Origin of the sequence: Jannaschia formosa, assembly GCF_003340555.1 — a bacterium.
GTDB lineage: Bacteria > Pseudomonadota > Alphaproteobacteria > Rhodobacterales > Rhodobacteraceae > Jannaschia > Jannaschia formosa.
The window spans coordinates 39,118-60,095 of record NZ_QPLJ01000001.1; the positions used below are offsets into that span (position 1 = coordinate 39,118).

The window sequence follows — 20,978 nt, forward strand, 5'->3', positions numbered from 1 at the left end:
CGACGCCACGCCCCATTTCCGCCCCATTCCCGCCCTAGCCTTTCCGCCAACGACCGGAAAACGGCGAGATCGAGCATGGCAGATGACAGGATCGCCCTGCGCCCCGTGGCGCGGGCCGACCGGCAGGCATGGGGTGCGCTCTGGCAGGCGTATCTCGCCTTCTACGAGACGACGCTTCCGGACGCGACCTACGAGACCGCGTTCGAGCGGCTGCTCTCCGAGGACCCGGCAACGTTCCGGGGGCTGATCGCATGGCAGGACGAGACGGCGCTCGGGCTCGTCCACTGGGTCCGGCACCCGCATCTGTGGCGGCCCGAGGGGGTGATCTACCTTCAGGACCTCTACACCGTCCCCGAGGCGCGGGGCCGCGGCGTCGCCCGACGGCTGATGGAGGCGGTCTATGCCGCCGCCGACGACCTCGGCTGCCCCAGGGTCTACTGGCTCACGCAGGAGGGGAACGCGACTGCGCGGCGGCTATACGACAGGATCGGCCGCAGGACCGACTTCCTCCGCTACGAGCGCGCCTGATGCTGCGCGGCCTGATCCTTGCCGGGGCGATGGCGCTCGCCTCCTGCACGCCCACGGCGACGGCGCCCGTCGCCGCCCGCGCGGGCGTCGCCGGCGAGACGGCGCTGCCCCCCGCCTTCCGCTTCGCCGGGGCGCCGCAGCGGCCGATCCCCGTGCAGCCGAACGGCCAGCTCGCCCGCGACTTGATGGCCCTCTCCTTCCAGCTCGAGACCGGGCGCGCGCTGCCCGTCTTCACCCGCTTCGAGGGGCCGATCACCGTCGGCGTCGAGGGCAGCCCCCCGGCCTCGCTCAATGCCGATCTCGACGCGCTGATCGCCCGGCTGCGCGACGAGGCGGGGATCGACGTCTCGCGCGCGGCGCGGGGCGAGATGCCCTCGATCACCGTCTCGGCCCTGCCGCGCAAGACGCTGCAGGCCTTCGTCCCGGGCGCCGCCTGCTTCGTCGTGCCGCGCGTGACCGGCTGGCAGGACTATCTCGACAGGCGATTCGGCGGCGCGGTGGACTGGACGACGCTGAAGACCCGCAGCCGCGCCAGCATCTTCCTGCCCGCCGACGTCTCGGCGCAGGAGATCCGCGACTGCCTCCACGAAGAGCTGGCGCAGGCGCTGGGCCCGCTCAACGACCTCTACCGGCTGCCGCATTCGGTCTTCAACGACGACAACGTGCATGTCGTGCTGACCGCCTTCGACATGATGATCCTGCGGGCGACCTACGACCCGGCGCTGCGGTCGGGCATGACCCAGGAGGAGGTCGCCGCGGTCCTGCCCGAGGTGATGGCGCGGGTGAACCCGGCCGGACGCCGGGCAGACGACGCGGCCGTGCCGGAAAGTCCAAAGGCGTGGATCGGCGCGATGCGCGGGGCGCTCTCGCCTTCGGCCAGCGCGCGGGCCCGGCTGGCCCAGGCCGAACGGGCCGTCGCCTTGGCGCAGCGCGCCGGGTGGAAGGACGCGCGGCTGCCCTTCGCGCAGCTGGCGCTCGGCCGGTCGGCCCTGTCCTCGGACGCAGACCGCGCGATCGCCGCCTTCCTCGCGGCGGGGACCGGGTTCCGGCGGCTCTATGGCGACGAAATCCACTCCGCCCATGTCGCGGTCCAGCTCGGCGCCTTCGCCCTGACCGCGGGGCAGGTCGAGTCGACGCTGCGCATCGTCGAACGCGCCCTGCCCGCCGCGCGCGACGCGCAGAACGCGGCGATCCTCTCGACGCTCCTGATGATCCGCAGCGAGGCGCTCACGAGGCAGGGCGCGGTCCAGCCCGCCGGCGAGGCGCGGGCCGAAGCCATCGCCTGGGGCCGTTATGCCTGGGGCGACGAGGTGCTGGCCCGACGGCTGGCGGAGATCGACGCGCTCTCGCCCTCGACCTGAGCGCTGTGCCGCCTGCGGTGGACCGCAGGCGCGTCTCCGGCCGGCCGGAGACCTCCCCGCTTGCCCCGGCGCGCCCGCCTGACTAGGTCGGAGATATGCTTCCGTTCCTCACCGCCATCGCTGGGGCCCTGCTGGGCGCCTTCTACGCCCGCCGCCAGGGGGGCAAGGGCTTCGACATCGCGCAATACGCCGCCGTCTGGTCGATCCTCGGCGGGCTCGCGGGGCTGCTGGCGATCATCCTGCTGACGCGCCTCTGAATGTTCCTGCGCTTCTTCGAGACCCTGCGCGCCCATGGCGTTCCCGTCTCCCTCCGGGAGCATCTGGCCTTCCTCGACGGGATGGCGGCGGGGCTCGTCACCTACGACGTCGACGGGTTCTACTACCTCGCCCGCTGTGCGCTGGTGAAGGACGAGCGCCATGTCGACCGCTTCGACCGCGCCTTCGCCGCGACCTTCTCGGGGTTGGAGCAGGTCTCGCTGCAGCAGGTGCTGGAGGCGATGGACCTGCCCGCCGACTGGCTGGAGAAGCAGGCCGAGAAGCACCTCACCCCGGAGGAGCGTGCCGAGATCGAAGCGCTGGGCGGCTTCGACAAGCTGATGGAGACCCTCCGCCAGCGCCTGGCGGAGCAGCAGGGCCGCCACCAGGGCGGGTCGAAATGGATCGGGACGGCAGGGACCTCGCCCTTCGGCGCCTATGGCTACAACCCCGAGGGCGTGCGCATCGGTCAGGACGAAAGCCGCCACCGCAGGGCGGTGAAGGTCTGGGACAAGCGCGAGTTCCGCAATCTGGACGATGGCGTCGAGCTCGGCACGCGAAACATCAAGGTCGCGCTGAAGCGGCTCCGCGCCTGGGCCCGCGACGGCGCCGCGGAGGAGCTGGACCTCGACGACACGATCCGCTCGACCGCCAAGGCCGGCTATCTCGACGTCAGGACCCGGCCGGAGCGGCGCAACGCGGTCAAGGTCCTGCTCTTCCTCGATGTCGGCGGCTCGATGGACGACCACGTCAAGGTCGTGGAGGAGCTGTTCTCGGCCGCGCGCGCCGAGATCCGGCACCTGGAGCATTTCTACTTCCACAACTGCCTCTACGAGGGTGTCTGGCGCGACAACCGCCGCCGCTGGGACGCGGTCACGCCGACGCGCGAGGTGCTCAACACCTACGGCCCCGACTACCGCTGCATCTTCGTCGGCGATGCGTCGATGTCGCCTTACGAGATCGCCTATCCCGGCGGCGCCAACGAGCACTGGAACGAGGAGGCCGGTCAGGTCTGGCTTCAGCGGGCGCGCGAGCAGTGGGCGTCGAACCTCTGGATCAACCCCACGCCCGAGGCACATTGGCGCCACACCCATTCGATCCGCATGATCCGCGAGATCTTCGAGGATCGCATGGTCCCGATGACGTTGGAGGGGCTGTCGGCGGGGATGCGGATGCTGACATAAGGATCGGAAGGGGGGCAGCGGTGGCGTGACCCCGAAGATCCCGTTTTCGGACACGGACCTGCGCCGACTGACTCGGTTGCACAAGGAGGTCCGCAACCGGTTCACCCATTTCGGGCCTGGGAGCTGGAGCATCGAGATATCCGGCATTCCCGGCACCGCGGCGCTGATCGCAAGGATCATCGACAACGTGCACGACCGGGGATGGGCGTTCAGGCATGTGACTGCGGCGAGCGAAGAGCGCCTGCGACGCGCCCTCGCGGCTCTTTCCGATGACGGCTGGATCGCCCATCGGGACTGACCGCATCGGCCTCATCGCCGCTACGGAACGGAAACCATACGCGCCGGACCCTCGTTAGCCCCGGTATGCGAGATGGAGGGGCCGATGGACTGGTCGGAGATGTTCTTTCAGAGCTGGAGCGGGATCGTCCGCACGATCATCGTCGGGACGCTCGCCTACGGGTTCCTGATCCTGTCGCTGCGGACCTCGGGCAAGCGGACGCTGGCAAAGCTCAACGCCTTCGACCTCGTCGTCACCGTTGCCCTGGGCTCGACCCTCGCCACGATCCTGCTCAGCGAGGACGTCGCGCTGGCCGAGGGCATGACGGGGCTTGTCCTGCTGGTCGTGCTGCAATGGATCGTGGCCTACCTCTCGGTCCGCTCGCACGGCTTTGCCAAGGCGATGCGGTCCGAGCCGACGCTGCTCCTGCGCGACGGCGAGATGTTGCCCGAGGCGATGCGCCGGGCGCGCGTGACCAAGGCCGAGCTCGAGACCGTCATCCGCACCGAGGGGCAGCGGGGCATCGAGGGGATCTCGGCGGTGGTGCTCGAGTCCGACGGCTCCTTCTCGGTCATCGACGGGGATCAGAAGAAGCAGCGCCCGCATGCCGACGCGGGCAGATAGGCCCGAGGGATGCGCCGGGCGCGGCCGGACGCCGCGCATCTTCCCAGGCCGCGCGCGCACCCCCATATTCGGGACATGCTGAAACTCCCCGTCCTCCTCCTCGCGATCGGCTACGGCGTCGTCATGTGGTTCTTCTCGGCCTGGCGGCTGAAGCGCCAGATGGACGAGACCTCGACCCCCCTCGCCGATCCGGGACTGGAGCGGGAGTTCGAGAAGATGGCCCGCGTCCTCGACCTCGAGCGCATCCGCGTCCATGTCCACGAGGTGGACCCGGTCAACGGCCTTGCCGCCCCAGACGGACGCATCTTCATTACCCGGGGATTCCTGCGCAAATACCATGCCGGAGAGGTCTCCGCCGCCGAGATGGCCAGCGTCGTCGCGCATGAGATGGGCCATGTCGCACTGGGCCACGCGCGCCGGCGGCTGATCGACTTCTCGGGCCAGAACGCGATCCGTGTCGTGCTGTCGGGCCTTCTGGGCCGGGTCATCCCAGGCGTCGGTCCCTACATCGCCAACGCGCTCGCCTCGCTGGTCGCGGCCCGGCTGTCGCGGCAGGACGAGTACGAGGCCGACGCCTATGCCAGCGCCCTGCTGGTCAAGGCCGGGATCGGGACGGCGCCGCAGAAGTCGCTGTTCGGCAAGCTCTCGCGGCTCACGGGCATGGGCGGGCGCGGCATGCCGGCCTGGCTGATGAGCCACCCCAAGACCGACGAGCGCATCGCCGCCATCGAGGCCCTGGAAGCGCGCTGGGGCGTCGAGGGCCCGCGCCGGACCTGAGCGCCGTCTGGACGCGGGCCGGGCCGCCGTGCCAGAGCGGTGCCATGACCCGTCCCGACATCCTCTGCATCGGCTCCGTCCTCTGGGACGTGATCGGCCGCTCCACCGCCCACATGACGCAGGGCTCCGACCGGCCGGGGCGGATCACCCGCCTGCCGGGCGGGGTCGCGCTCAACATCGCGATGGCGGCCAGGGCCTACGGGATGACGCCCGCGCTGCTGTCGGTGGTGGGCCGCGACGCGGCAGGGGAAGAGCTTGTCGCCGCGCTCGACCGCATGGGGCTGGTGACGCGCACGCTCTACCGCTCCGACGACCTGCCGACCGACATCTACATGGCCGTCGAGGGCGCGAACGGGCTGATCGCCGCCATCGCCGACGCCCATTCGCTGGAGGCGGTGGGCGACAAGATCCTGCGCCCCCTGCAAGGGGAGCTGAAGGGCTGGGACGGGCCGGTCGCGCTGGACGGCAACCTGACGGCGGATCTGCTGGCGCAGATCGCGCGCGACCCGGTCTTCGCCGCGACCGACCTGCGCGTGGCCCCCGCCTCGCCCGGCAAGGCGGAGCGGCTGCTGCCATTCCTGACCCACGGCTCGGCCACGCTCTACGTCAACCTCGAGGAGGCGGGGCTGCTGCTGCACTGCCCCCAGACCGACGCCGCCGAAGCCGCCGCCGCCCTGCGCGCGCACGGCCTGCACCGCGCGCTGGTGACGGACGGCCCGCGCCTCGCCGCCTGCGCCCATGCGGGCGGGGTCGAGGCGCATCGCCCGCCCGAAGTCATGGTAACCCGCGTGACCGGCGCGGGCGACACCTTCATGGCCGCCCATATCGCCGCCGAACGCGCGGGGGCCGCGCCCGAGGCCGCCCTGCGCCGCGCCGTCGACGCGGCGGCGACCTACGTCTCGGGCGACACCTACTGAACGGCCCTTGCCGACAGCCTCCGCCGCCCCATGGTCCACCCCATGACCGAGATCCACACTGCCGCCGAGGCGCTCGAGGCCGACGCCCTCCCCCGCGCCCAGGAACTGCGCGCCGAGGGCTGCGAACCCGCGCCGCCGATGGGCCGGGCCGCCCGCTCGAAGGCCGCCAAGACCCCCGCCGAGTGGGCCTTCCAGCGCGTCGTCCTCTACCTGCGCCAGTTCGAGGAGGGCCTGACCCCCGACGAGGAGGTCGCGATGGGCTTCACCGGCGGGGCGGCGGGCGTGCTGCGGATCGAAGGGCTGGGCTTCTCGGCCCCGGACATCCTGACCTTCACCGGGCGCGACGCCCAGGGACGGCGTTGCCAGCAGCTGATCCATGTGAGCCGGCTCGACATCCTTCTGCGCGCCGTCCCCCGCCCGCCGGAGCATCCCGAACCGGTGCGCATCGGCTTCCGCCTCGCCCGCGCACTGGAAGAGGAGGACGGCGAGGCGCGTGACGGTGACGCAGCGCCCGCGACGTGACACCCCGGTCGGGCCGCGCTATGGAGGCCGCGATTCAGCCCCGACCGGAGACGACCCGATGGCCGACGAGCACAAGCACGGCAGCATGGACACCAGCCAGCAGGAGAAGACCTTCGCCGGCTTCATCACCATGACCAAGTGGGCGGTGATCGTCATCATCGCCATCCTCATCTTCCTGGCGATCTTCCGGACCTGACCGCGATGCGCCTCGCGCTGGCCCTGGCCCTCGCCCTGCCGGTCCTGGCAGGCTGCGGGGCCGACAACGTCTATGCTCCGCTGGAAGAGGTCCAGGCCCGCGCCTGGGCCGAGCCCGGGCCCCCGAAGCTGACCCTGCTGACGGCAATCAACAACCGCTCCGGCGCCGGCGGGCATTCGGCGCTGATGGTGTCCGGCAGCGAGCGGGTGATCTTCGATCCCGCCGGGACCTGGCGGCATCCGACGGCGCCGGAGCGGGGCGACGTGCTGCACGGCATCACCCCCACGATGCTGGAATTCTACACCGACTATCACGCCCGCCCGACCTACCACATGGTCGTGCAGGAGGTGGTCGTCTCGCCCGAGATGGCCGAGCAGGCGCTGGCGCTGGTGAAGGCGCATGGCCCGGCGGGCAAGGCGACCTGCGGCATCGCCATCTCGGGCATCCTGCAGGAGCTTGGCTTCGCCTCGGTGGGGCGCAGCTGGTATCCGGACCGCGTCATGCGCGACTTCGCCGAACTTCCCGGCGTGACGGAGAGCAAGATCTTCGACGACACGGTCGACGAGTCTTCGCCTGACCGTCCGCGCGTCGCCCGCGTGACTGATGACGGGTTCGAGCGCGCGGCATACTGACTGCCGCGCCTGACCGCCGGCGGCGGGCGGTCCTATCCTCCGGGTACTCGCCCGCAGGTCCCAAGTCGAACGCCCTGCCGCTGTCCTGCGCCCCGTCCCGCCCAAGGCCAGGCAGGCGCCCGGCCCCGGCGAGCGCCCGCCGTCCGTGGCACCGCTGACGGCGGCGGTGTTTTTCTCGGCCTACCCTACGATTCGTCGCGCGCGGCACGCACCGCCTACCACGAGGCGTCGCTGGCGCGGCCCGGCACGGACCGGATCGACCTGTTCCTCGTGCATCATCCGGACGACCTGACCGGTCCGGCCGAGGTCGCAGAGGCGCTGGACGCGCTGCTGCGCGCCGGCAAGGTGCGGGCCCTCGGGGTTTCGAACTTCACGCCGTCGCAGGTGCGCGCTTGCCCGGCACCTCGACGCGCCGATGGCCTTGCTCGCCGCCGGGCGGCGGCGCGATCCTCGGCGCCACGGGCGGACGCGCGGCGGCAGTCGGTCGGCCGCAACCCGCCCGCGTCCGGGCGGCGGCGAGGGCGCTCGACCTTCGGGTCGACCGGACGCAGTGGTATGCCGTGCTGGAGGCGGCGCGCGGTGCCCCGATGCCCTGAAACGCAAGACCCCCCGGCGCCGCGCGGCACCGGGGGGTCGATCCGTCCAGAACGGCGGGTGACTTACATCATCCCTTCGCGCTGGGCCTTCTTGCGAGCGAGCTTGCGGGCACGCCGAATGGCCTCGGCCTTCTGGCGCGCCTTCTTCTCGGAGGGCTTCTCGAAATGCTGCTTGAGCTTCATCTCGCGAAAGACGCCCTCACGCTGCAACTTCTTCTTCAGGGCCCGGAGGGCCTGATCGACGTTGTTGTCGCGAACGCTGACCTGCATGTGGTTTTCACCACCTTTCTAGGTAAGAGTGTCGGATAGGTCCGTGCAGGAAGTGGCCGTCTAGCGGCTCCGGCCCTAGATGTCCAGACGGATCGGAAAACGACCAGCCAGACCGGAGGACAGCGATGACCGAATTCGAGGACCGCCTGATCGACGCCGCCCTGATGCACGTCCCCTTCGACGGCTGGTCGGAGGCCGCCTTCCGCGCCGCCGTGGACGACACCGGCGTTTCGCCCGCCGAGGCCCGGGCCGCCTTCCCGCGCGGTGCGCTGGACCTCGCGCTCGCCTTCCACCGCCGCGACGACGCGCGCATGGCCCGGCAGCTCGAGGCCGAGGACCTGAGCGCGCTGCGCTATCGTGACCGCGTGGCCCATGCGGTGCGCACCCGCATCCTCCTCGCCGAGGAGAACCGGGAGGCCGTGCGCCGCGGCATGACGCTCTTCACCCTGCCGATGCACGCCGCCGACGGGACGCGGGCGCTCTGGGGCACGGCGGACGCGATCTGGAACGCGCTGGGTGACACGTCGGATGACGTTAACTGGTATTCCAAGCGCGCGATCCTGTCGGGGGTCTATTCCTCGACGGTGCTCTACTGGCTGGGCGACCAGTCCGAGAGCCATCGCGAGACCTGGGCCTTCCTCGACCGCCGGATCGAGGATGTGATGCGTTTCGAGAAGCTCAAGGCGCAGGTCAACGCCTCGCCGATCCTGTCGCGGCTGATGGCGGGGCCGAATCTCGTGCTGTCGCGCATCCGCAAGCCTCCGGCCCGCCCGCCCTCGAACCTGCCGGGCTACTGGGGCACGCCGGGGCGATAGGCGCCGGGCCGACATCGCTGGACCCTCCGGGGCGCGATCTCTAGTCTGCCGGACGAAGCAAGTCCGGGACCCCTGATGCCAAAGACAATGCAGGCCGTCGAGATCGCCGCCCCCGGCGGCCCCGAGGCCCTCACCCCCACCACCCGGCCGGTCCCCGAGCCCGGGCCCGGCCAGATCCTGATCGCCATCGACCATGCGGGCGTGAACCGCCCCGACGCGCTTCAGCGTGCGGGCGCCTACGACCCGCCGCCGGGCGCCTCGGACCTGCCGGGGCTGGAATGCGCCGGCACGGTCGCCGCCGTCGGCGCGGGCGTGACCCGCTGGGCCGAGGGCGATGCGGTCTGCGCGCTGCTGCCCGGCGGCGGCTATGCCGAATACGCGGTCACCCCGGCCGACCATGCGCTGCGCATCCCTGAGGGGCTGTCGATGGCCGAGGCCGCCGCGCTTTGCGAGACCTTCTTCACCGTCTGGACGAACGTGTTCGACCGCGCCGGGCTGCGCGCGGGCGAGCGGTTCCTGGTCCATGGCGGCACCAGCGGGATCGGCACCACGGCGATCCAGCTCGCCCGCGCCCGGGGCGCGCGAGTCTTCGCCACCGCCGGGTCTGACGAGAAGGTCGCCGTGTGCGAGAGGCTCGGCGCCGAGGCGATGAACTACCGGGAGGAGGACTTCGTCGAGCGCCTGCGCGCCGAGGGCGGGGCCGACGTCATCCTCGACATGGTCGGCGGCGACTACCTGCCCCGCAACCTGAAGGCGCTAGGCGAGGACGGGCGCCTCGTGCAGATCGCCTTCCTGAAGGGCCCGAAGGTCGAGGTGAACTTCGCGCCCCTGATGGTCCGCCGCCTGACGATCACCGGGTCGACCCTGCGCCCGCAATCGGACCTCGCCAAGGCGCGCATCGCCGAGAGCCTGCGCGCCGAGGTCTGGCCGCTGCTCGACGCCGGTACCGTCGCCCCGGTGATGGACCGGATCTTCCCGCTGGCCGAGGCGGCCGCCGCCCATGCCCGCATGGAGGCCGGCGAGCATATCGGCAAGATCGTCCTGAAGGTGCGCTGAGCGGCGCGATGCGCCCTGTACAGGAATTGAGACCGTAAGTATCAAAAACGTGATGCGACGGAGGGCTTGCCCTGCCCTCCGCCGCGTCGCCCCTCGCGCAGTGCAAGGCCGACCCATGGATCTCGACGTCACCCATCCCGCACTCTCCGACCTGCGCCGCACCGCCAGGTCGCGGATGCCCCATTTCGCCTTCGAATATCTCGACAGCGGCACCGGCACGGAGAAGGGCGTCACCCATAACCGCGCCCGCCTCGACGAGGTTCGCTTCATGCCCGCGATCCTGCGCGGGGAGTTCACGCCCAGCCTGACCCGCAGCACGCTCGGCGTCGAGCATGCCCTGCCCTTCGGCATCGCGCCCGTCGGCATGGCAGGGCTGCTCTGGCCCGATGCGGAGCGCATCCTGGCCCGCGCCGCCGCCGACCACCGCATCCCATACGGCCAGTCCACCGTCGCCGCGGCCACGCCCGAGGATACCGGCCCGCTCGCCGGCGAAATGGGCTGGTTCCAGCACTATCCCGTCCGCGATCCGGAGATCCGCCGGGACATGCTGCGCCGGATCGAAGCCTCGGGCTGGCGCGTGCTAGTCGTGACCGTGGACGTCCCGGGCGAGAGCCGGCGGGAGCGTCAGCGCCGCGCCCATGTCTCGATGCCGCCGGTGATGACCCCGAAGATCGTCGCCTCGATCATGGCCCGCCCGGCCTGGGCGATGGGGGTGCTGAAGCACGGCCAGCCGACGATGAAGTTCCCCAACAGCTACGGCCCGCAGGCGAAGGGCAAGGACGCCTTCGTTCATGCCGGGCGCCTGATCCGGGGATTCCCGGACGATGGCTACATCCGCGCGCTGCGCGAGGAATGGAAGGGTCCGCTGGTCGTGAAGGGCGTGGCCGATCCTGCCGACGCCGCGCGGCTGATCGAGATGGGGGTCGATGCGATCTGGGTCTCCAACCATTCCGGCCGTCAGTTCGAGGGCGGCCCCGCGGCCATCGACTGCCTGCCCCCGGTGATCGAGGCTGTGGGCGGGCGCGTGCCGGTCTATTTCTGCTCGGGCGTGCAGGGCGGGCTCGACATCCTGCGGGCGCTGGCGCTCGGGGCGGAGTTCGTCTTCCTCGGGAAAGCCTGGTACTTCGCGCTGGCGGCCTTCGGGCGGCGGGGTGTCGATCACCTGGTGCACATGCTGAAATCCGACATGGTGTCGAACATGACCCAGATCGGCGCGGCCTCGCTGGACGACCTTCCGGGGCGCCTCATCCCCGCGCAGCGGGGCTGACCGGCCCGCTACCGCCCTGCCCGGTTGGACTGCGCGGCGAGGAAGGCACGAAGGGCCTCGATCCGGGACCGGATCTCCGGCCCGAGCTCCTCCGGCGTCGTGGCCTGCCGGTCCCAGCGGGCGGACACGGCGATCCGATCGTCGTAGGCGAGGGCCGGCATCTCGCAGCCCGCGTCGTCGCAATAGACGACAAGGGGGAAGTCCGGGCCATAGGGCGAGGCCAGTTGGCAGCTCTCTACCGCCGGGCCGCTCACGCAAAGGAAGTCCGGCCCGGTGACCGGCTCGGCCCCGGCCAGCGCCGCCCGGTGTGGAGCGGCGATGCGCTCTGTCAGGGCGGCAAGGTCGTCATGGGCCGAAAGGCGCAGCGCCCCAAGGTCGAGCGGCAGGAGCGCGGGGTCAAAGGCCACCTCGGACACGATCGGGATCGGGTTCCCCGGCCCGTCCCGCCGCACGCCCTGGATCGCCTGGCAGACCGTGGCATCCGTCCGCAGGATCGGCGCGCCCTCCGCGTCGATGCCCCGCAGCACGGTGCCCCCCGGGCGCAGCATGCCGTCGCGGTCGAGGAGCCCGAATTCGACGAAGCGGTAGAAGCCGGGGCACTCCTCGGCCTGGGCGGGAGCAGCGGCGAGGAGGGACAGAAGGCACAGGACGGCGGCGGCGACCCGATGCGCCAAGGGCCCGCTCTGCCCGCCTGCCGTCACCGGGGAGGACTCGGGCGAAGCGGTGTCCCGCCCAGCCCGACGCCCCGCATCACCGCGCCGGAGCCCACTCCCTCGCCTCGGCCCGGATATATGCGATGCATTACCGCGCCGCCGTCAGCGTCCGCTTCACCGCATCGCGCCAGCCGTCGTAGCGGGCCGCGCGCTCCTCGGCGCTCATCTCGGGCTCGAACCGGCGCTCCAGCCGCCATTCCTTCGCGAATCCCTCCTGGTCGGGGTAGACGCCCGCGCGCATCCCGGCCAGCCAGGCCGCGCCCAGCGCCGTCGTCTCCCGCACCTCGGGGCGGTCCACCGGCGCCCCCAGAAGGTCCGAGAGGAACTGCATCGACCAGTCCGAGGCGCTCATGCCGCCGTCGACGCGCAGGACCGTCTCGCCCAGCCCACCGACATCCGAGGCCATGGCCTCCAGCAGGTCCCGCGTCTGGTAGCCGACCGATTCCAGCGCCGCCCGCGCGAACTCCGCCGGGCCGGAGCCGCGGGTCAGGCCGTAGATCGCGCCCCGCGCCTCGGCATCCCAGTAGGGCGCGCCGAGTCCGGTGAAGGCGGGCACGAGGTAGAGCCGCTGGTGCGGGTCGGCCTTCTCGGCCAGCGGGCCGGTATCGGCGGCCTTGCCGATGATCCCCAACCCGTCGCGCAGCCATTGCACCACCGCGCCCGCGATGAAGATCGACCCTTCCAGCGCATAGGTCGGCACCCCGTCGAGCTGGTAGGCGACCGTCCCAAGAAGCCGGTTCTGCGACCGGACGGGTGTTGCGCCCACGTTGAGCAGCGCGAAGCACCCCGTCCCGTAGGTCGATTTCAGCATCCCCTTGCCAAAGCAGGCCTGCCCGACTGTCGCCGCCTGCTGGTCGCCCGCCACGCCCAGGATTGGGACCTGCCCGCCCAGCAGGGTCGTCGTCCCGAATTCGGCCGCGCAGTCGCGAACCTCCGGCAGCATGGCGAGGGGCACGCCGAGCAGGCCGCAGACCTCCTCGTCCCAGCGTCCCTCGTGGATGTTGTAGAGCATCGTGCGGCAGGCATTGGTCGCGTCGGTGACATGCGCGGCCCCATCAGTCAGCTTCCAGATCAGGTAGCTGTCCACGGTGCCGAACAGCAGCTCCCCCGCCTCGGCCCGCGCCCGCGCTCCGTCGACGTTCTCCAGCAGCCAGCTCAGCTTCGTCCCCGAGAAATACGGATCGAGCAGCAGCCCCGTCCGGTCGGTCACCGTGGTCTCATGCCCGTCCTGCTTCAGCTTCTCGCAGAACTTCGCCGTGCGACGGTCCTGCCAGACGATGGCGCGGTGGATCGGCTCGCCGGTCTTGCGGTCCCAGACCAGGGTCGTCTCGCGCTGGTTGGTGATGCCGATGGCGGCGATGTCCTTCGCCGAGAGCCCGTGATCCGCCACAACCTTCCGGCAGGTGGCCTCGACGGAGCGCCAGATGTCGGCCACGTCATGCTCCACCCACCCGCTGTCGGGGAAATGCTGGGTGAATTCCTGCTGCGCGGTGCCGACGATCTTCATCGCCCCGTCGAACAGGATCGCGCGGCTGGACGTGGTGCCTTGATCGATGGCGAGGATATGAGTCATGCGGGCCTCCCTAGTCTCAGGACGGTTTGGCCGATGGCGTCCCCTGGGGCAAGGGAGCCCGCCTCAGGAGATCAGGCCGTCGACGCAATCGAAGGGCAGGCCGTCGGCCGGGCGGACGCGCTGCACCTGCCCCGATCCGTCGGCCCGCACGAAGAGCCCGCCGTCTTCCTCGAAGGCGGTCCAGCAATGTTCGACCTCGGGCTCGTCCTCGTAACGGAAGCAGAGCTGGTCCTTACGGATCGTCAGCTTTCCGTTCACGCAATAGCCGCCCGCGGGCTGCCAGAAGCTGCGGGTGCGGGACGGGAAGTATTCGATGCCGACCGGATAGTCGCCCGGGACGGTGGTGAAGGCCGCGGTCGTGCCGACCAGCCGGTCGAGCAGCTGGTCGGGCGTCAGCGGCACCTCCTCGGCGGCGGCGGGGAAGGCGAACAGGAGCGCGAGGATCAGAGGTCGCATGCGAGTGCCCTTTCCGCAGCCTTGGCCGACCAGGGGCCGAGGTCGGTTGTGTCGAAGGTGGCGCCGTCGAAGCGCAGGGCCAGCATGCGCGTCCAGTCCGCCGAGGCCAGCACGATCTCGGGCCCCGTGCCGCAGTGGCGCAGCCCGCCGGAGATGAAGACCTCGCCGATCCGGTGGTTGGTCACGCCCTCCAGCGCCGCAATCTCTCTCAGCGCGCCGCCCTCGTAGCGCCAGACCCGCAGCGTCCGGGCGAGATGCGGGCGGTCGACATAGGCGATCTCGACGGCGCCGTCGCCGTCCAGATCCGCGATGGCGGCAGGGGCAAGCCAGCGGTTCGGGCGGCCGATATGGGGCGTGGCGACCAGCGGCGCCAATGTCTCGCCGTCCAGGGCGTAGACGATCAGCTGCGCGCCCGCGTCGAGACGGCTCCGCACGGCGACCACCTCGGGCCGCCCGTCCCCGTCGAGATCGGCGAGCCGCGGGACGATGTCCTCGAAGACGAAGCCCGGCCCTGCCGACACGCTCACCCCGCAGGCGGCGGAGGTCGCGCCGCTCAGGGCGCGCAGCACCGTGGGTTCCAGCGCGTCGCCCAGCACGCCACGCGGATAGGCGTCCGTCAGCTCCTCGTACCAGGCCGCCCGGAGCGCCTGCGGATCGTCGGTCTGGAACCGTGTGACCGAGCCCGGGACCGCCGACAACTCGGGCGCCTGCCGGCAGGCCTCGGCCCCTGTCGCCCCCAGCGCCGCGGCCAGACACGCGCCGCGGGCAAGACCGCGCCACCCGCGCGCGGCCCGGCGCGGCGCCCCCGCCCGAGGCGCCCCGGCGCGAGGGTGAGCCGCGCTCAGATCTGCTTCTCCGGCATCTGCACGACCAGACCGTCCAGCGCCTCGGTCACCTTGAGCTGGCAGGTCAGGCGGGACCGGGCGGGGTCGGGTTCGTAGGCGAAGTCCAGCATGTCCTCCTCCATCGCGTCCTTGGCGGGCAGCTTGTCGGCCCAGGCCGGGTCGACATAGACATGGCAGGTCGAACAGGCGCAGGCGCCGCCGCAATCGGCTTCGATCCCCGGGATGCCGTTGTCGCGGGCGCCTTCCATCACGGTCAGGCCCAGGGGGACGTCGACGACATGCTCTTTGCCGCCATGTTCGATATAGGTGATCTTGGGCATCCATCGCTCCGTCAGGTGTCGCTCCGGGACCTAGCCTTGCGGTGGCCCGGGCGCAACAATCGGCGTGGAGTTCGCTCCTCCCCCGCCCGTGCGACAGGCGCCCCCGGCCCGCCTGCGCTAGGCTTTCGCCCGCAGGCACCCGGCAGAGGCGCCGAAACGAGCAGACGAGTCATGGCCCGCCTTTCCCTCCTCCTGACGCTGCCCGTCCTCTGGGGCTGCGCGCCGGCGCCGGCCGGGGACGTGACCCGCGCCTCCGGCCTGCCCGCCCCGGCGATTTCCACCTGCCAGGCCGAGGGCATTACCCCCGCCGTGCTCGAGACGGTGACCGAGCAGGCCGTCGAGGTCCCGGCCATGACCGCGCCCGACGGCACGGTGCTGCGTCCCGCCCAGTTCCGCAGCGTGACCTCCACCCGCATCGTGACGCCGCGAGAGATCACCCGCTTCGAGACCCCCTGCGCGTTGCAGCGCCGCGACCCGGACTTCGTCATGCAGGTCCAGCGCGCGCTGCAGGTGCGCGGGCTCTATGACGGCCCGGTCAGCGGCGACTACGACCGCGCGACGCAAGCCGCGGTCGCGGCCTTCCAGGCCGAGGAGGCGCTCGAAAGCGCGGAGCTTTCGACCGCGTCGGCCCAAAGGCTCGGGCTGGTCGTGCTGGGACGCGACGCCTGATGCTGCTGCCGGGGCGGGTGCCCCTGCTCGACTGGGCGCGCGGGCTGGCGCTGGCCAACATGGTCGCGTTCCACTTCCTGTTCGACCTCAGGATGCTGGGCGTCCCGCCCGCCTGGATGAGCTACGGGCTGCTCTTCGAAGCCTGGGCCAAGGGCATCGCGGGCAGCTTCCTGTTCCTTGCGGGCGTGGGCCTCTGGCTTGCACATGGGACGGGGATACGCTGGCGCGGGTTCCTCAGGCGCCTCGGCATCCTCGTCGCGGCGGCGGCGGCGGTCTCGGTCGGAACCTTCGTCGCCGTGCCCGAGGCCTGGGTGCGGTTCGGCATCCTCCATTCGATCGCCGCCTGCTCGGTCCTGAGCCTCGCCGCGCTGCGCCTGCCCTGGTGGGTGACGGTTGCTCTGGCGGCGGCGATCCTGGTCTGGGGACCAGGCCTCGCCTTTCCCGCCTTCGACGGCGCGGCTTGGGTCTGGACGGGGCTCGGCCGGGTCTACCCGCCGATGATCGACTACGAACCCGTCGTGCCGTGGCTCGCGCCGATGCTGCTCGGAGTGGCGGCCGGACGGCTCGGATCCGAGCAGGACATCTGGCCGCGCCTCGCGCCGCTGCGGGCGGGGCGCGCGGGCGATGCGCTCGCCTGGGCCGGACGGCATTCGCTGGCGATCTACCTGATCCACCAGCCCGTGCTGATAGGCGGGATCCTTGGCTGGCTCTGGCTGACGCGCTGATCGATCAGAGCTTCATTCGGAAAAAGACCACGCGCGCCCTTTCCTCGAACCCGCTTGCGGCGTGGAAGGCCTGGCTCCCGACATTCTTGAGCGCCGTATCGGAGGCTTCGTCCTGGTCGAGGAACACGCAGAACGCGCGCCCGACCTGGGCGAGCAGCGGTCGTGTGCCTCGTCGGTATGCTCGCCGATCGCCGTGTCCGGCCAGAGCCGCGCCCGCAGCGCGCCCAAGGGTCAAGATCGTCCGGCGTTGCACTCCATGTCGGCATGGGCCGAGCCTGCGCGGCTTCCGGGTCGCGGGCAAGGCGGCACCGCCCCGGGAAAGGCGGCAACGAAAAAGGGCGCCCCGCGGGGCGCCCTTCCTCTCAGGCCATCGGCCCGATCACTCCTCGTCGAGCGAGAGCGCGACGAAGCGCGGGTCGCCGCCGCGGCGGATCAGCAGCAGGAAGCTCTTCTGGCCGGCCTCGCGGGCCTCCTCAAGACGCTCCTCCAGCTGGCTGACCGTCTCGACGCGGATCTGACCCGCTTCCTCGATCAGGTCGCCCGCGCGCAGGCCCTTCTCGTAGGCCGAGCTGTCGGGATCGATATCCGACACGACCAGGCCGGTCGCGTCCTCGTCGAGCCCGAGCTGCGTGCGCAGCTCATCGGTCAGGGTGCTGACGGTCATGCCCATCAGTTCGACCTCGGCGGGATCCTGGGGCGTGTCGAGCGAGGACGCCGGAACGGCACGCTCCGCCTCTTCGCGGCGGCCCAGGGTGACCAGCAGGGTCTGGGTCTCGCCATCCCGCCAGATCGTCACGCGGACGGCCTTGTCGACCGGCGCGCCGCCGACGGTGCGGACCAGCTCGCGGGTGTCGTCGATCTCGATGCCGTCGAAGCTGAGGATGACGTCCTGCGCCTCGATCCCGGCCTCCTTGGCGGGGCCTTCGGGCACGTCCGTGACGAGCGCGCCGCGGGCTTCTTCGAGACCGAAGGCCTCGGCCAGCTCGGGGTCGACGTCCTGGATGCGCACGCCCAGCCAGCCGCGACGGGTCTCGCCATAGCGCTGAAGCTGGTCGACAACGTTGGTCACTACATTGGACGACATTGCGAAGCCGATGCCGATCGAGCCGCCGGTCGGCGACAGGATCGCGGTGTTCACGCCGATCACCTCGCCGTCGAGGTTGAAGAGCGGGCCGCCCGAGTTGCCGCGGTTGATGGCCGCGTCGGTCTGAATGTAGTCGTCATAGGCGCCCTGAAGCTCCCGCCCCAGCGACGACACGATGCCGGCCGAGACCGAGAAGCCCTGGCCGAGCGGGTTGCCCATCGCCATGACCCAGTCGCCGGTGCGCATCGCCTCGCTGTCGCCGAAGGGCACGAAAGGCAGCGGCGTCTCGCTTTCCACCTTCAGGAGCGCGATGTCCGTGTTGGGGTCGGTGCCGACCAGTTCCGCCTCCAGCTCGGTGCCGGAGTAGAACTCGATCATGATCTCGTCGGCATTCTCGATGACGTGGTTGTTCGTCACGATGTAGCCGTCTTCGGAGATCACGAAGCCCGAACCCAGCGCCGAGCCGCGGCGGCTGGGACGGTCGGGCATGCCCTCGCCGTTGCGGTCGCGGAACTCCTCGAAGAAGTCCTCGAGCGGGTTGCCCGAGTTTGGACCCGGTCCCGCGGCGGCGACGGTGGTGTTGGTGGTGATGTTGACGACGGCGCCCGCCACCTGGTCGACCAGATCGGCGAAGCTGTCGGGCCGGCCCTGGGCCGTGGCTGCGACGCTGCTGACGATCAGCACGCCGGATGTCGTGATTGCGACGGCCATGGCGCGCAACACGCCGAGGGGCCGTCTGAAATTGGGGTCTATGAACAAGGTGCTCCCTCCTCAGATGTCCGGTCTCGTCCGGGGCTCCGGTGGCCGGTGCGTGGCATATCCGCACCATGTCAGCAGGATACAACGGAACGCGGCATCACATGGGCGTGACACCGGTCTTGTGGCGCAACGTAAGGCACGGCCGACGCGACGCCAAGGCCCGCGTCAACGAAAACGGCCGCCCTGAAGGGCGGCCGTATCGGGACCGGGTCGAGAGCGGGATCAGTTCTCGATCGGCACGATCACGGTGGCCGCGCCGCCGTCTTCCCCGGCATCGGCAACATCGGCCTCGGCGCCCACGGGCGCCTCCGGCTCGGTCTGGGCGTCCTGCTGCGGAACCTCCGGCGCGTCCGGCTGGGCCCCGGCATCCTGCTGGCTGCCCTGCTGTCCTTCGGGAGATGTCTCCGACCCCGGCTCGGGCACGACCTGGATCGCCGGCGCCCGGACGACGCCGCCATCGCCCGCGCCGATGTCGTCGGTCTTCAGGTAGTTGAAGAAGTCCGAGTCAGGCGACAGCACCAGCGTCGAGTTCGAGCCCTGGAGCGCACGGGTATAGGCCGTGAGCGAGCGGTAGAACTCGAAGAACTCCGGGTCGGCCGAGAAGGCCTGCGCGAAGATGGCGTTCCGCGCCGCATCGGCCTCGCCTCGGGTGATCTCGGCGTCGCGCCGCGCGTCCGAGGTCAGTTCGACCACGGTCCGGTCGGCCTGGGCGCGGATGCGCTGCGCGGCTTCCTCGCCGCGCGCGACCTCGTCCGCGGCCTCGCGCTCCCGCTCCGCCCGCATCCGGGCGAAGGTGGCTTCCAGGTTCTGCGGCGGCAGGTCGGTGCGCTTGAGGCGCACGTCGATGATCTGCAACCCCAGCGCCAGCGCGTCGGCGCGGGCCCCGGTGGCGATGCGCAGCATCAGCGCCGCGCGATCCTCGGAGAGGATGTCGTCGGACGAGACCGAACCCAGCACCTCGCGCAACTCGGCTCTCAGGATCGAGTCGATCAGGTTCTCGGCCCGTGCGATGCCGCCGACGCCGACCGATTCCCGGAACCGCACGACGTCCGCGATGCGGTAGCGTGCGAAGGCGTCGACCACGAGACGGCGGTCGTCCGCGGGCGTCACCTCGAGCGGCTGCACGTCGCGCGACAGGATCCGGTCGTCGTAGTAGACCACGTCCTGGACGAGCGGCAGCTTGAAGGCGAGCCCCGGATTTTCCTTGACCGAAACGACGCGGCCGAATTGCAGCACCAGGGCCTTCTGACGCTCGTCGACCACGAAGATCGACGAGACCAGAAGGACGAGTGCGACCGCCGCGATGGGCAGAAGGTAGACGGAACGCTTCATCAGTTGGTCCCCCCTTGGGTGTTCCGGCCGCCGCGAAGCTCGTTCAGGGGCAGGTAGGGAACGATTCCCTGGCCGCCCCCCTCGCCCGCGCCGCCGATGCCGCTGTCGACGATGATCTTGTCCACGTCGCCCAGCACCTGCTCCATCGTCTCGAGGTAGAGGCGCTTCCGCGTGACCTCGGGCGCGTTCGCATATTCCGCGAGGACGCTGGTGAAACGGGACGCCTCACCCTCGGCCTCGTTGACGACGCGGGCGCGGTAGCCTTCGGCCTCTTCCAGAAGCTGGGCAGCTTCACCGCGCGCGCCGGCGAGGACGCGGTTGGCATAGGCATCCGCCTCGGACTGAAGCCGGTCGCGCTGCTGCGCGGCGGCCTGCACGTCCCGGAAGGCGTCGATCACCTGCTCGGGCGGGTCGGCACGGTCGAAGTTGACGCGGATGATGTTGACGCCCGCGTCATAGCTGTCGAGCGTCGACTGGATCAGCTCGCGCAGCTCGTCGGCGATGATGCCGCGATCGCGGTTCAGGATCGGCGCCAGCTGCGATCGGGCCACGATCTCGCGCATCACGGATTCGGAGACGGCGCGGACCGACTGCTCGGGGTCGCGCAGGTTGAACAGGAATTCCGCCGGATCGGCGATGTTCCAGACGACCTGGAACTCGATGTCGACGACGTTCTCGTCGCCGGTGAGCATCAGGCCCTGGCCGTCCCGGTTGTTGGTGTTGAGACCGACATCGACGGTCCGCTCGGTCGCCACCGGGATGACCTCGGCCGTCACGACGGGCCAGGGCGCGAAGTTGAGGCCCGGCTGGCCGATGGAGCCCTGGAAATCGCCGAGGAACAGCTCGACCGAGCGTTCCTCCGGGCGCACCGTGTAGAAGGACTGATAGGCCCAGAAGCCGAGCACCGCGACGAGGATGATCCCGATCGTCGTCCGGTTGAACTCGAACCCCGGGCCACCGCCGCCGCCATTGGGACGCCGCGGCCCACCGCCGCGCCCGCCCATCAGCACGCGAAGCTGGTCCTGTCCCTTGCGGACCAGATCGTCGATCTCGGGTATGTTCGAACCCTCTCCGGGGCGCCGCCCGCCGTTGGGTCGCTGCGGTCCGCCGCGACCGGGCCCCTCACCGGAGCCGCGCCCGCCGCCGGAATTGCCACCGCCCCCCCAGGGGCCGCCATTTCCTGCCATCAGGACTGTCCCTTCCTCAAACTGTCTTCTCGTTGCGC

26 protein-coding genes and 1 pseudogene are annotated in these 20,978 nt (G+C 70.9%); 17 read left to right on the top strand and 10 right to left on the bottom strand.

Annotated elements, in window-relative coordinates:
• The first annotated feature begins 75 nt into the window (after window positions 1-75).
• From DR046_RS00220 to DR046_RS24560, 12 genes and pseudogenes are all read left to right on the top strand, one after another.
• Window positions 76-528: a GNAT family N-acetyltransferase gene (locus tag DR046_RS00220; protein WP_115378768.1), complete on the top strand. Its 453-nt coding sequence runs from the start codon at window positions 76-78 to the stop codon at window positions 526-528.
• Complete coding sequence (locus tag DR046_RS00225) at window positions 528-1,889, top strand: DUF2927 domain-containing protein (protein WP_115378770.1); 1,362 nt, start codon at window positions 528-530, stop codon at window positions 1,887-1,889. Before DR046_RS00220 ends, DR046_RS00225 begins: the two co-directional genes overlap by 1 nt.
• A 95-nt stretch (window positions 1,890-1,984) precedes the next feature.
• Window positions 1,985-2,146, top strand: coding sequence for a hypothetical protein (locus DR046_RS23435; protein WP_167766811.1), 162 nt, complete (start codon window positions 1,985-1,987; stop codon window positions 2,144-2,146).
• On the top strand, window positions 2,147-3,328 hold the full coding sequence (locus tag DR046_RS00230) for a vWA domain-containing protein (RefSeq protein ID WP_115378772.1): 1,182 nt from the start codon (window positions 2,147-2,149) through the stop codon (window positions 3,326-3,328).
• Between the two features lie 25 nt (window positions 3,329-3,353).
• Window positions 3,354-3,626, top strand: a complete 273-nt coding sequence (locus DR046_RS00235; protein ID WP_135227231.1) for a hypothetical protein — start codon at window positions 3,354-3,356, stop codon at window positions 3,624-3,626.
• An 84-nt stretch (window positions 3,627-3,710) separates the two neighbouring features.
• Window positions 3,711-4,229, top strand: coding sequence for a DUF421 domain-containing protein (locus tag DR046_RS00240; protein ID WP_115378776.1), 519 nt, complete (start codon window positions 3,711-3,713; stop codon window positions 4,227-4,229).
• A 75-nt stretch (window positions 4,230-4,304) separates the two neighbouring features.
• On the top strand, window positions 4,305-5,006 hold the full coding sequence (locus DR046_RS00245; protein ID WP_115379678.1) for a M48 family metallopeptidase: 702 nt from the start codon (window positions 4,305-4,307) through the stop codon (window positions 5,004-5,006).
• Window positions 5,007-5,050: 44 nt separating this feature from the next.
• Window positions 5,051-5,923 (top strand): PfkB family carbohydrate kinase, encoded by an 873-nt coding sequence (locus DR046_RS00250; RefSeq protein ID WP_115378778.1) that lies wholly within the window; start codon window positions 5,051-5,053, stop codon window positions 5,921-5,923.
• Between the two features lie 42 nt (window positions 5,924-5,965).
• Complete coding sequence (locus DR046_RS00255; RefSeq protein ID WP_115379680.1) at window positions 5,966-6,445, top strand: hypothetical protein; 480 nt, start codon at window positions 5,966-5,968, stop codon at window positions 6,443-6,445.
• A 58-nt stretch (window positions 6,446-6,503) separates the two neighbouring features.
• Window positions 6,504-6,641 (top strand): aa3-type cytochrome c oxidase subunit IV, encoded by a 138-nt coding sequence (locus tag DR046_RS00260; protein WP_115378780.1) that lies wholly within the window; start codon window positions 6,504-6,506, stop codon window positions 6,639-6,641.
• 5 nt (window positions 6,642-6,646) lie between these two features.
• Window positions 6,647-7,273: a hypothetical protein gene (locus DR046_RS00265; RefSeq protein WP_209313527.1), complete on the top strand. Its 627-nt coding sequence runs from the start codon at window positions 6,647-6,649 to the stop codon at window positions 7,271-7,273.
• Window positions 7,274-7,282: 9 nt separating this feature from the next.
• A pseudogene (locus DR046_RS24560) lies at window positions 7,283-7,657 on the top strand (aldo/keto reductase); the annotation flags it as partial.
• A gap of 275 nt (window positions 7,658-7,932) precedes the next feature.
• Here the strand turns inward: DR046_RS24560 and rpsU are convergent.
• Window positions 7,933-8,139, bottom strand: coding sequence for a 30S ribosomal protein S21 (gene rpsU, locus DR046_RS00275; RefSeq protein ID WP_109564695.1), 207 nt, complete (start codon window positions 8,137-8,139; stop codon window positions 7,933-7,935).
• A 125-nt stretch (window positions 8,140-8,264) separates the two neighbouring features.
• On the opposite strand from rpsU, the gene DR046_RS00280 reads away from it, so the two are divergent.
• The 3 genes from DR046_RS00280 (at window position 8,265) to DR046_RS00290 (ending at window position 11,277) form a co-directional block, all read left to right on the top strand.
• Window positions 8,265-8,954, top strand: a complete 690-nt coding sequence (locus DR046_RS00280) for a COQ9 family protein (protein ID WP_115378782.1) — start codon at window positions 8,265-8,267, stop codon at window positions 8,952-8,954.
• Between the two features lie 75 nt (window positions 8,955-9,029).
• The gene (locus DR046_RS00285) at window positions 9,030-10,010 is read left to right on the top strand and encodes an NAD(P)H-quinone oxidoreductase (RefSeq protein ID WP_115378784.1); all 981 of its coding nucleotides are present in this window, start codon (window positions 9,030-9,032) and stop codon (window positions 10,008-10,010) included.
• 100 nt (window positions 10,011-10,110) lie between these two features.
• Window positions 10,111-11,277 (top strand): alpha-hydroxy acid oxidase, encoded by a 1,167-nt coding sequence (locus DR046_RS00290; RefSeq protein ID WP_306418017.1) that lies wholly within the window; start codon window positions 10,111-10,113, stop codon window positions 11,275-11,277.
• A gap of 8 nt (window positions 11,278-11,285) precedes the next feature.
• Here DR046_RS00290 and DR046_RS00295 read toward each other — a convergent pair whose 3' ends face one another.
• From DR046_RS00295 to DR046_RS00315, 5 genes are all read right to left on the bottom strand, one after another.
• Window positions 11,286-11,951 (bottom strand): hypothetical protein, encoded by a 666-nt coding sequence (locus DR046_RS00295; RefSeq protein ID WP_115378788.1) that lies wholly within the window; start codon window positions 11,949-11,951, stop codon window positions 11,286-11,288.
• Between the two features lie 127 nt (window positions 11,952-12,078).
• Complete coding sequence (gene glpK, locus DR046_RS00300) at window positions 12,079-13,563, bottom strand: glycerol kinase GlpK (protein ID WP_115378790.1); 1,485 nt, start codon at window positions 13,561-13,563, stop codon at window positions 12,079-12,081.
• Window positions 13,564-13,626: 63 nt separating this feature from the next.
• Window positions 13,627-14,019 (bottom strand): hypothetical protein, encoded by a 393-nt coding sequence (locus DR046_RS00305; protein WP_115378792.1) that lies wholly within the window; start codon window positions 14,017-14,019, stop codon window positions 13,627-13,629.
• Window positions 14,007-14,717, bottom strand: coding sequence for an FG-GAP repeat domain-containing protein (locus tag DR046_RS00310; RefSeq protein WP_245190739.1), 711 nt, complete (start codon window positions 14,715-14,717; stop codon window positions 14,007-14,009). Before DR046_RS00310 ends, DR046_RS00305 begins: the two co-directional genes overlap by 13 nt.
• 143 nt (window positions 14,718-14,860) lie before the next feature.
• Window positions 14,861-15,184 (bottom strand): 2Fe-2S iron-sulfur cluster-binding protein, encoded by a 324-nt coding sequence (locus DR046_RS00315; protein ID WP_115379686.1) that lies wholly within the window; start codon window positions 15,182-15,184, stop codon window positions 14,861-14,863.
• 171 nt (window positions 15,185-15,355) lie between these two features.
• Between DR046_RS00315 and DR046_RS00320 the strand changes: the two genes are divergently transcribed.
• On the top strand, window positions 15,356-15,853 hold the full coding sequence (locus tag DR046_RS00320; protein WP_167766813.1) for a peptidoglycan-binding domain-containing protein: 498 nt from the start codon (window positions 15,356-15,358) through the stop codon (window positions 15,851-15,853).
• On the top strand, window positions 15,853-16,578 hold the full coding sequence (locus DR046_RS00325; protein WP_115378797.1) for a heparan-alpha-glucosaminide N-acetyltransferase: 726 nt from the start codon (window positions 15,853-15,855) through the stop codon (window positions 16,576-16,578). Before DR046_RS00320 ends, DR046_RS00325 begins: the two co-directional genes overlap by 1 nt.
• Window positions 16,579-16,582: 4 nt before the next feature.
• On the opposite strand, the gene DR046_RS24565 is transcribed toward DR046_RS00325, so the two are convergent.
• From DR046_RS24565 to hflK, 4 genes are all read right to left on the bottom strand, one after another.
• Window positions 16,583-16,705, bottom strand: a complete 123-nt coding sequence (locus DR046_RS24565) for a hypothetical protein (RefSeq protein WP_280652815.1) — start codon at window positions 16,703-16,705, stop codon at window positions 16,583-16,585.
• Window positions 16,706-16,957: 252 nt separating this feature from the next.
• A complete protein-coding gene (locus tag DR046_RS00330) occupies window positions 16,958-18,373 on the bottom strand; it encodes a Do family serine endopeptidase (protein ID WP_115379688.1) in 1,416 nt (471 codons plus the stop codon).
• Window positions 18,374-18,643: 270 nt separating this feature from the next.
• Window positions 18,644-19,753: a protease modulator HflC gene (gene hflC, locus DR046_RS00335; protein ID WP_115378799.1), complete on the bottom strand. Its 1,110-nt coding sequence runs from the start codon at window positions 19,751-19,753 to the stop codon at window positions 18,644-18,646.
• The gene (gene hflK, locus DR046_RS00340; protein WP_115378801.1) at window positions 19,753-20,940 is read right to left on the bottom strand and encodes an FtsH protease activity modulator HflK; all 1,188 of its coding nucleotides are present in this window, start codon (window positions 20,938-20,940) and stop codon (window positions 19,753-19,755) included. The genes hflC and hflK overlap by 1 nt, the downstream gene beginning before the upstream one ends.
• Window positions 20,941-20,978 lie beyond the last annotated feature (38 nt).

Coding starts and splice junctions, on each gene's coding strand:
- DR046_RS00330 (WP_115379688.1), bottom strand. CDS start 18,373: ATGGCCGTCGCAATCACGACATCCGGCGTGCTGATCGTCAGCAGCGTC.
- DR046_RS00225 (WP_115378770.1), top strand. CDS start 528: ATGCTGCGCGGCCTGATCCTTGCCGGGGCGATGGCGCTCGCCTCCTGC.
- DR046_RS00245 (WP_115379678.1), top strand. CDS start 4,305: ATGCTGAAACTCCCCGTCCTCCTCCTCGCGATCGGCTACGGCGTCGTC.
- DR046_RS00220 (WP_115378768.1), top strand. CDS start 76: ATGGCAGATGACAGGATCGCCCTGCGCCCCGTGGCGCGGGCCGACCGG.
- DR046_RS00285 (WP_115378784.1), top strand. CDS start 9,030: ATGCCAAAGACAATGCAGGCCGTCGAGATCGCCGCCCCCGGCGGCCCC.
- glpK (WP_115378790.1), bottom strand. CDS start 13,563: ATGACTCATATCCTCGCCATCGATCAAGGCACCACGTCCAGCCGCGCG.
- rpsU (WP_109564695.1), bottom strand. CDS start 8,139: ATGCAGGTCAGCGTTCGCGACAACAACGTCGATCAGGCCCTCCGGGCC.
- DR046_RS00320 (WP_167766813.1), top strand. CDS start 15,356: ATGGCCCGCCTTTCCCTCCTCCTGACGCTGCCCGTCCTCTGGGGCTGC.
- hflK (WP_115378801.1), bottom strand. CDS start 20,940: ATGGCAGGAAATGGCGGCCCCTGGGGGGGCGGTGGCAATTCCGGCGGC.
- DR046_RS00305 (WP_115378792.1), bottom strand. CDS start 14,019: ATGCGACCTCTGATCCTCGCGCTCCTGTTCGCCTTCCCCGCCGCCGCC.
- DR046_RS00260 (WP_115378780.1), top strand. CDS start 6,504: ATGGCCGACGAGCACAAGCACGGCAGCATGGACACCAGCCAGCAGGAG.
- DR046_RS00315 (WP_115379686.1), bottom strand. CDS start 15,184: ATGCCCAAGATCACCTATATCGAACATGGCGGCAAAGAGCATGTCGTC.
- DR046_RS00265 (WP_209313527.1), top strand. CDS start 6,647: ATGCGCCTCGCGCTGGCCCTGGCCCTCGCCCTGCCGGTCCTGGCAGGC.
- DR046_RS00255 (WP_115379680.1), top strand. CDS start 5,966: ATGACCGAGATCCACACTGCCGCCGAGGCGCTCGAGGCCGACGCCCTC.
- DR046_RS00230 (WP_115378772.1), top strand. CDS start 2,147: ATGTTCCTGCGCTTCTTCGAGACCCTGCGCGCCCATGGCGTTCCCGTC.
- DR046_RS00280 (WP_115378782.1), top strand. CDS start 8,265: ATGACCGAATTCGAGGACCGCCTGATCGACGCCGCCCTGATGCACGTC.
- DR046_RS00325 (WP_115378797.1), top strand. CDS start 15,853: ATGCTGCTGCCGGGGCGGGTGCCCCTGCTCGACTGGGCGCGCGGGCTG.
- DR046_RS00240 (WP_115378776.1), top strand. CDS start 3,711: ATGGACTGGTCGGAGATGTTCTTTCAGAGCTGGAGCGGGATCGTCCGC.
- DR046_RS00250 (WP_115378778.1), top strand. CDS start 5,051: ATGACCCGTCCCGACATCCTCTGCATCGGCTCCGTCCTCTGGGACGTG.
- DR046_RS23435 (WP_167766811.1), top strand. CDS start 1,985: ATGCTTCCGTTCCTCACCGCCATCGCTGGGGCCCTGCTGGGCGCCTTC.
- hflC (WP_115378799.1), bottom strand. CDS start 19,753: ATGAAGCGTTCCGTCTACCTTCTGCCCATCGCGGCGGTCGCACTCGTC.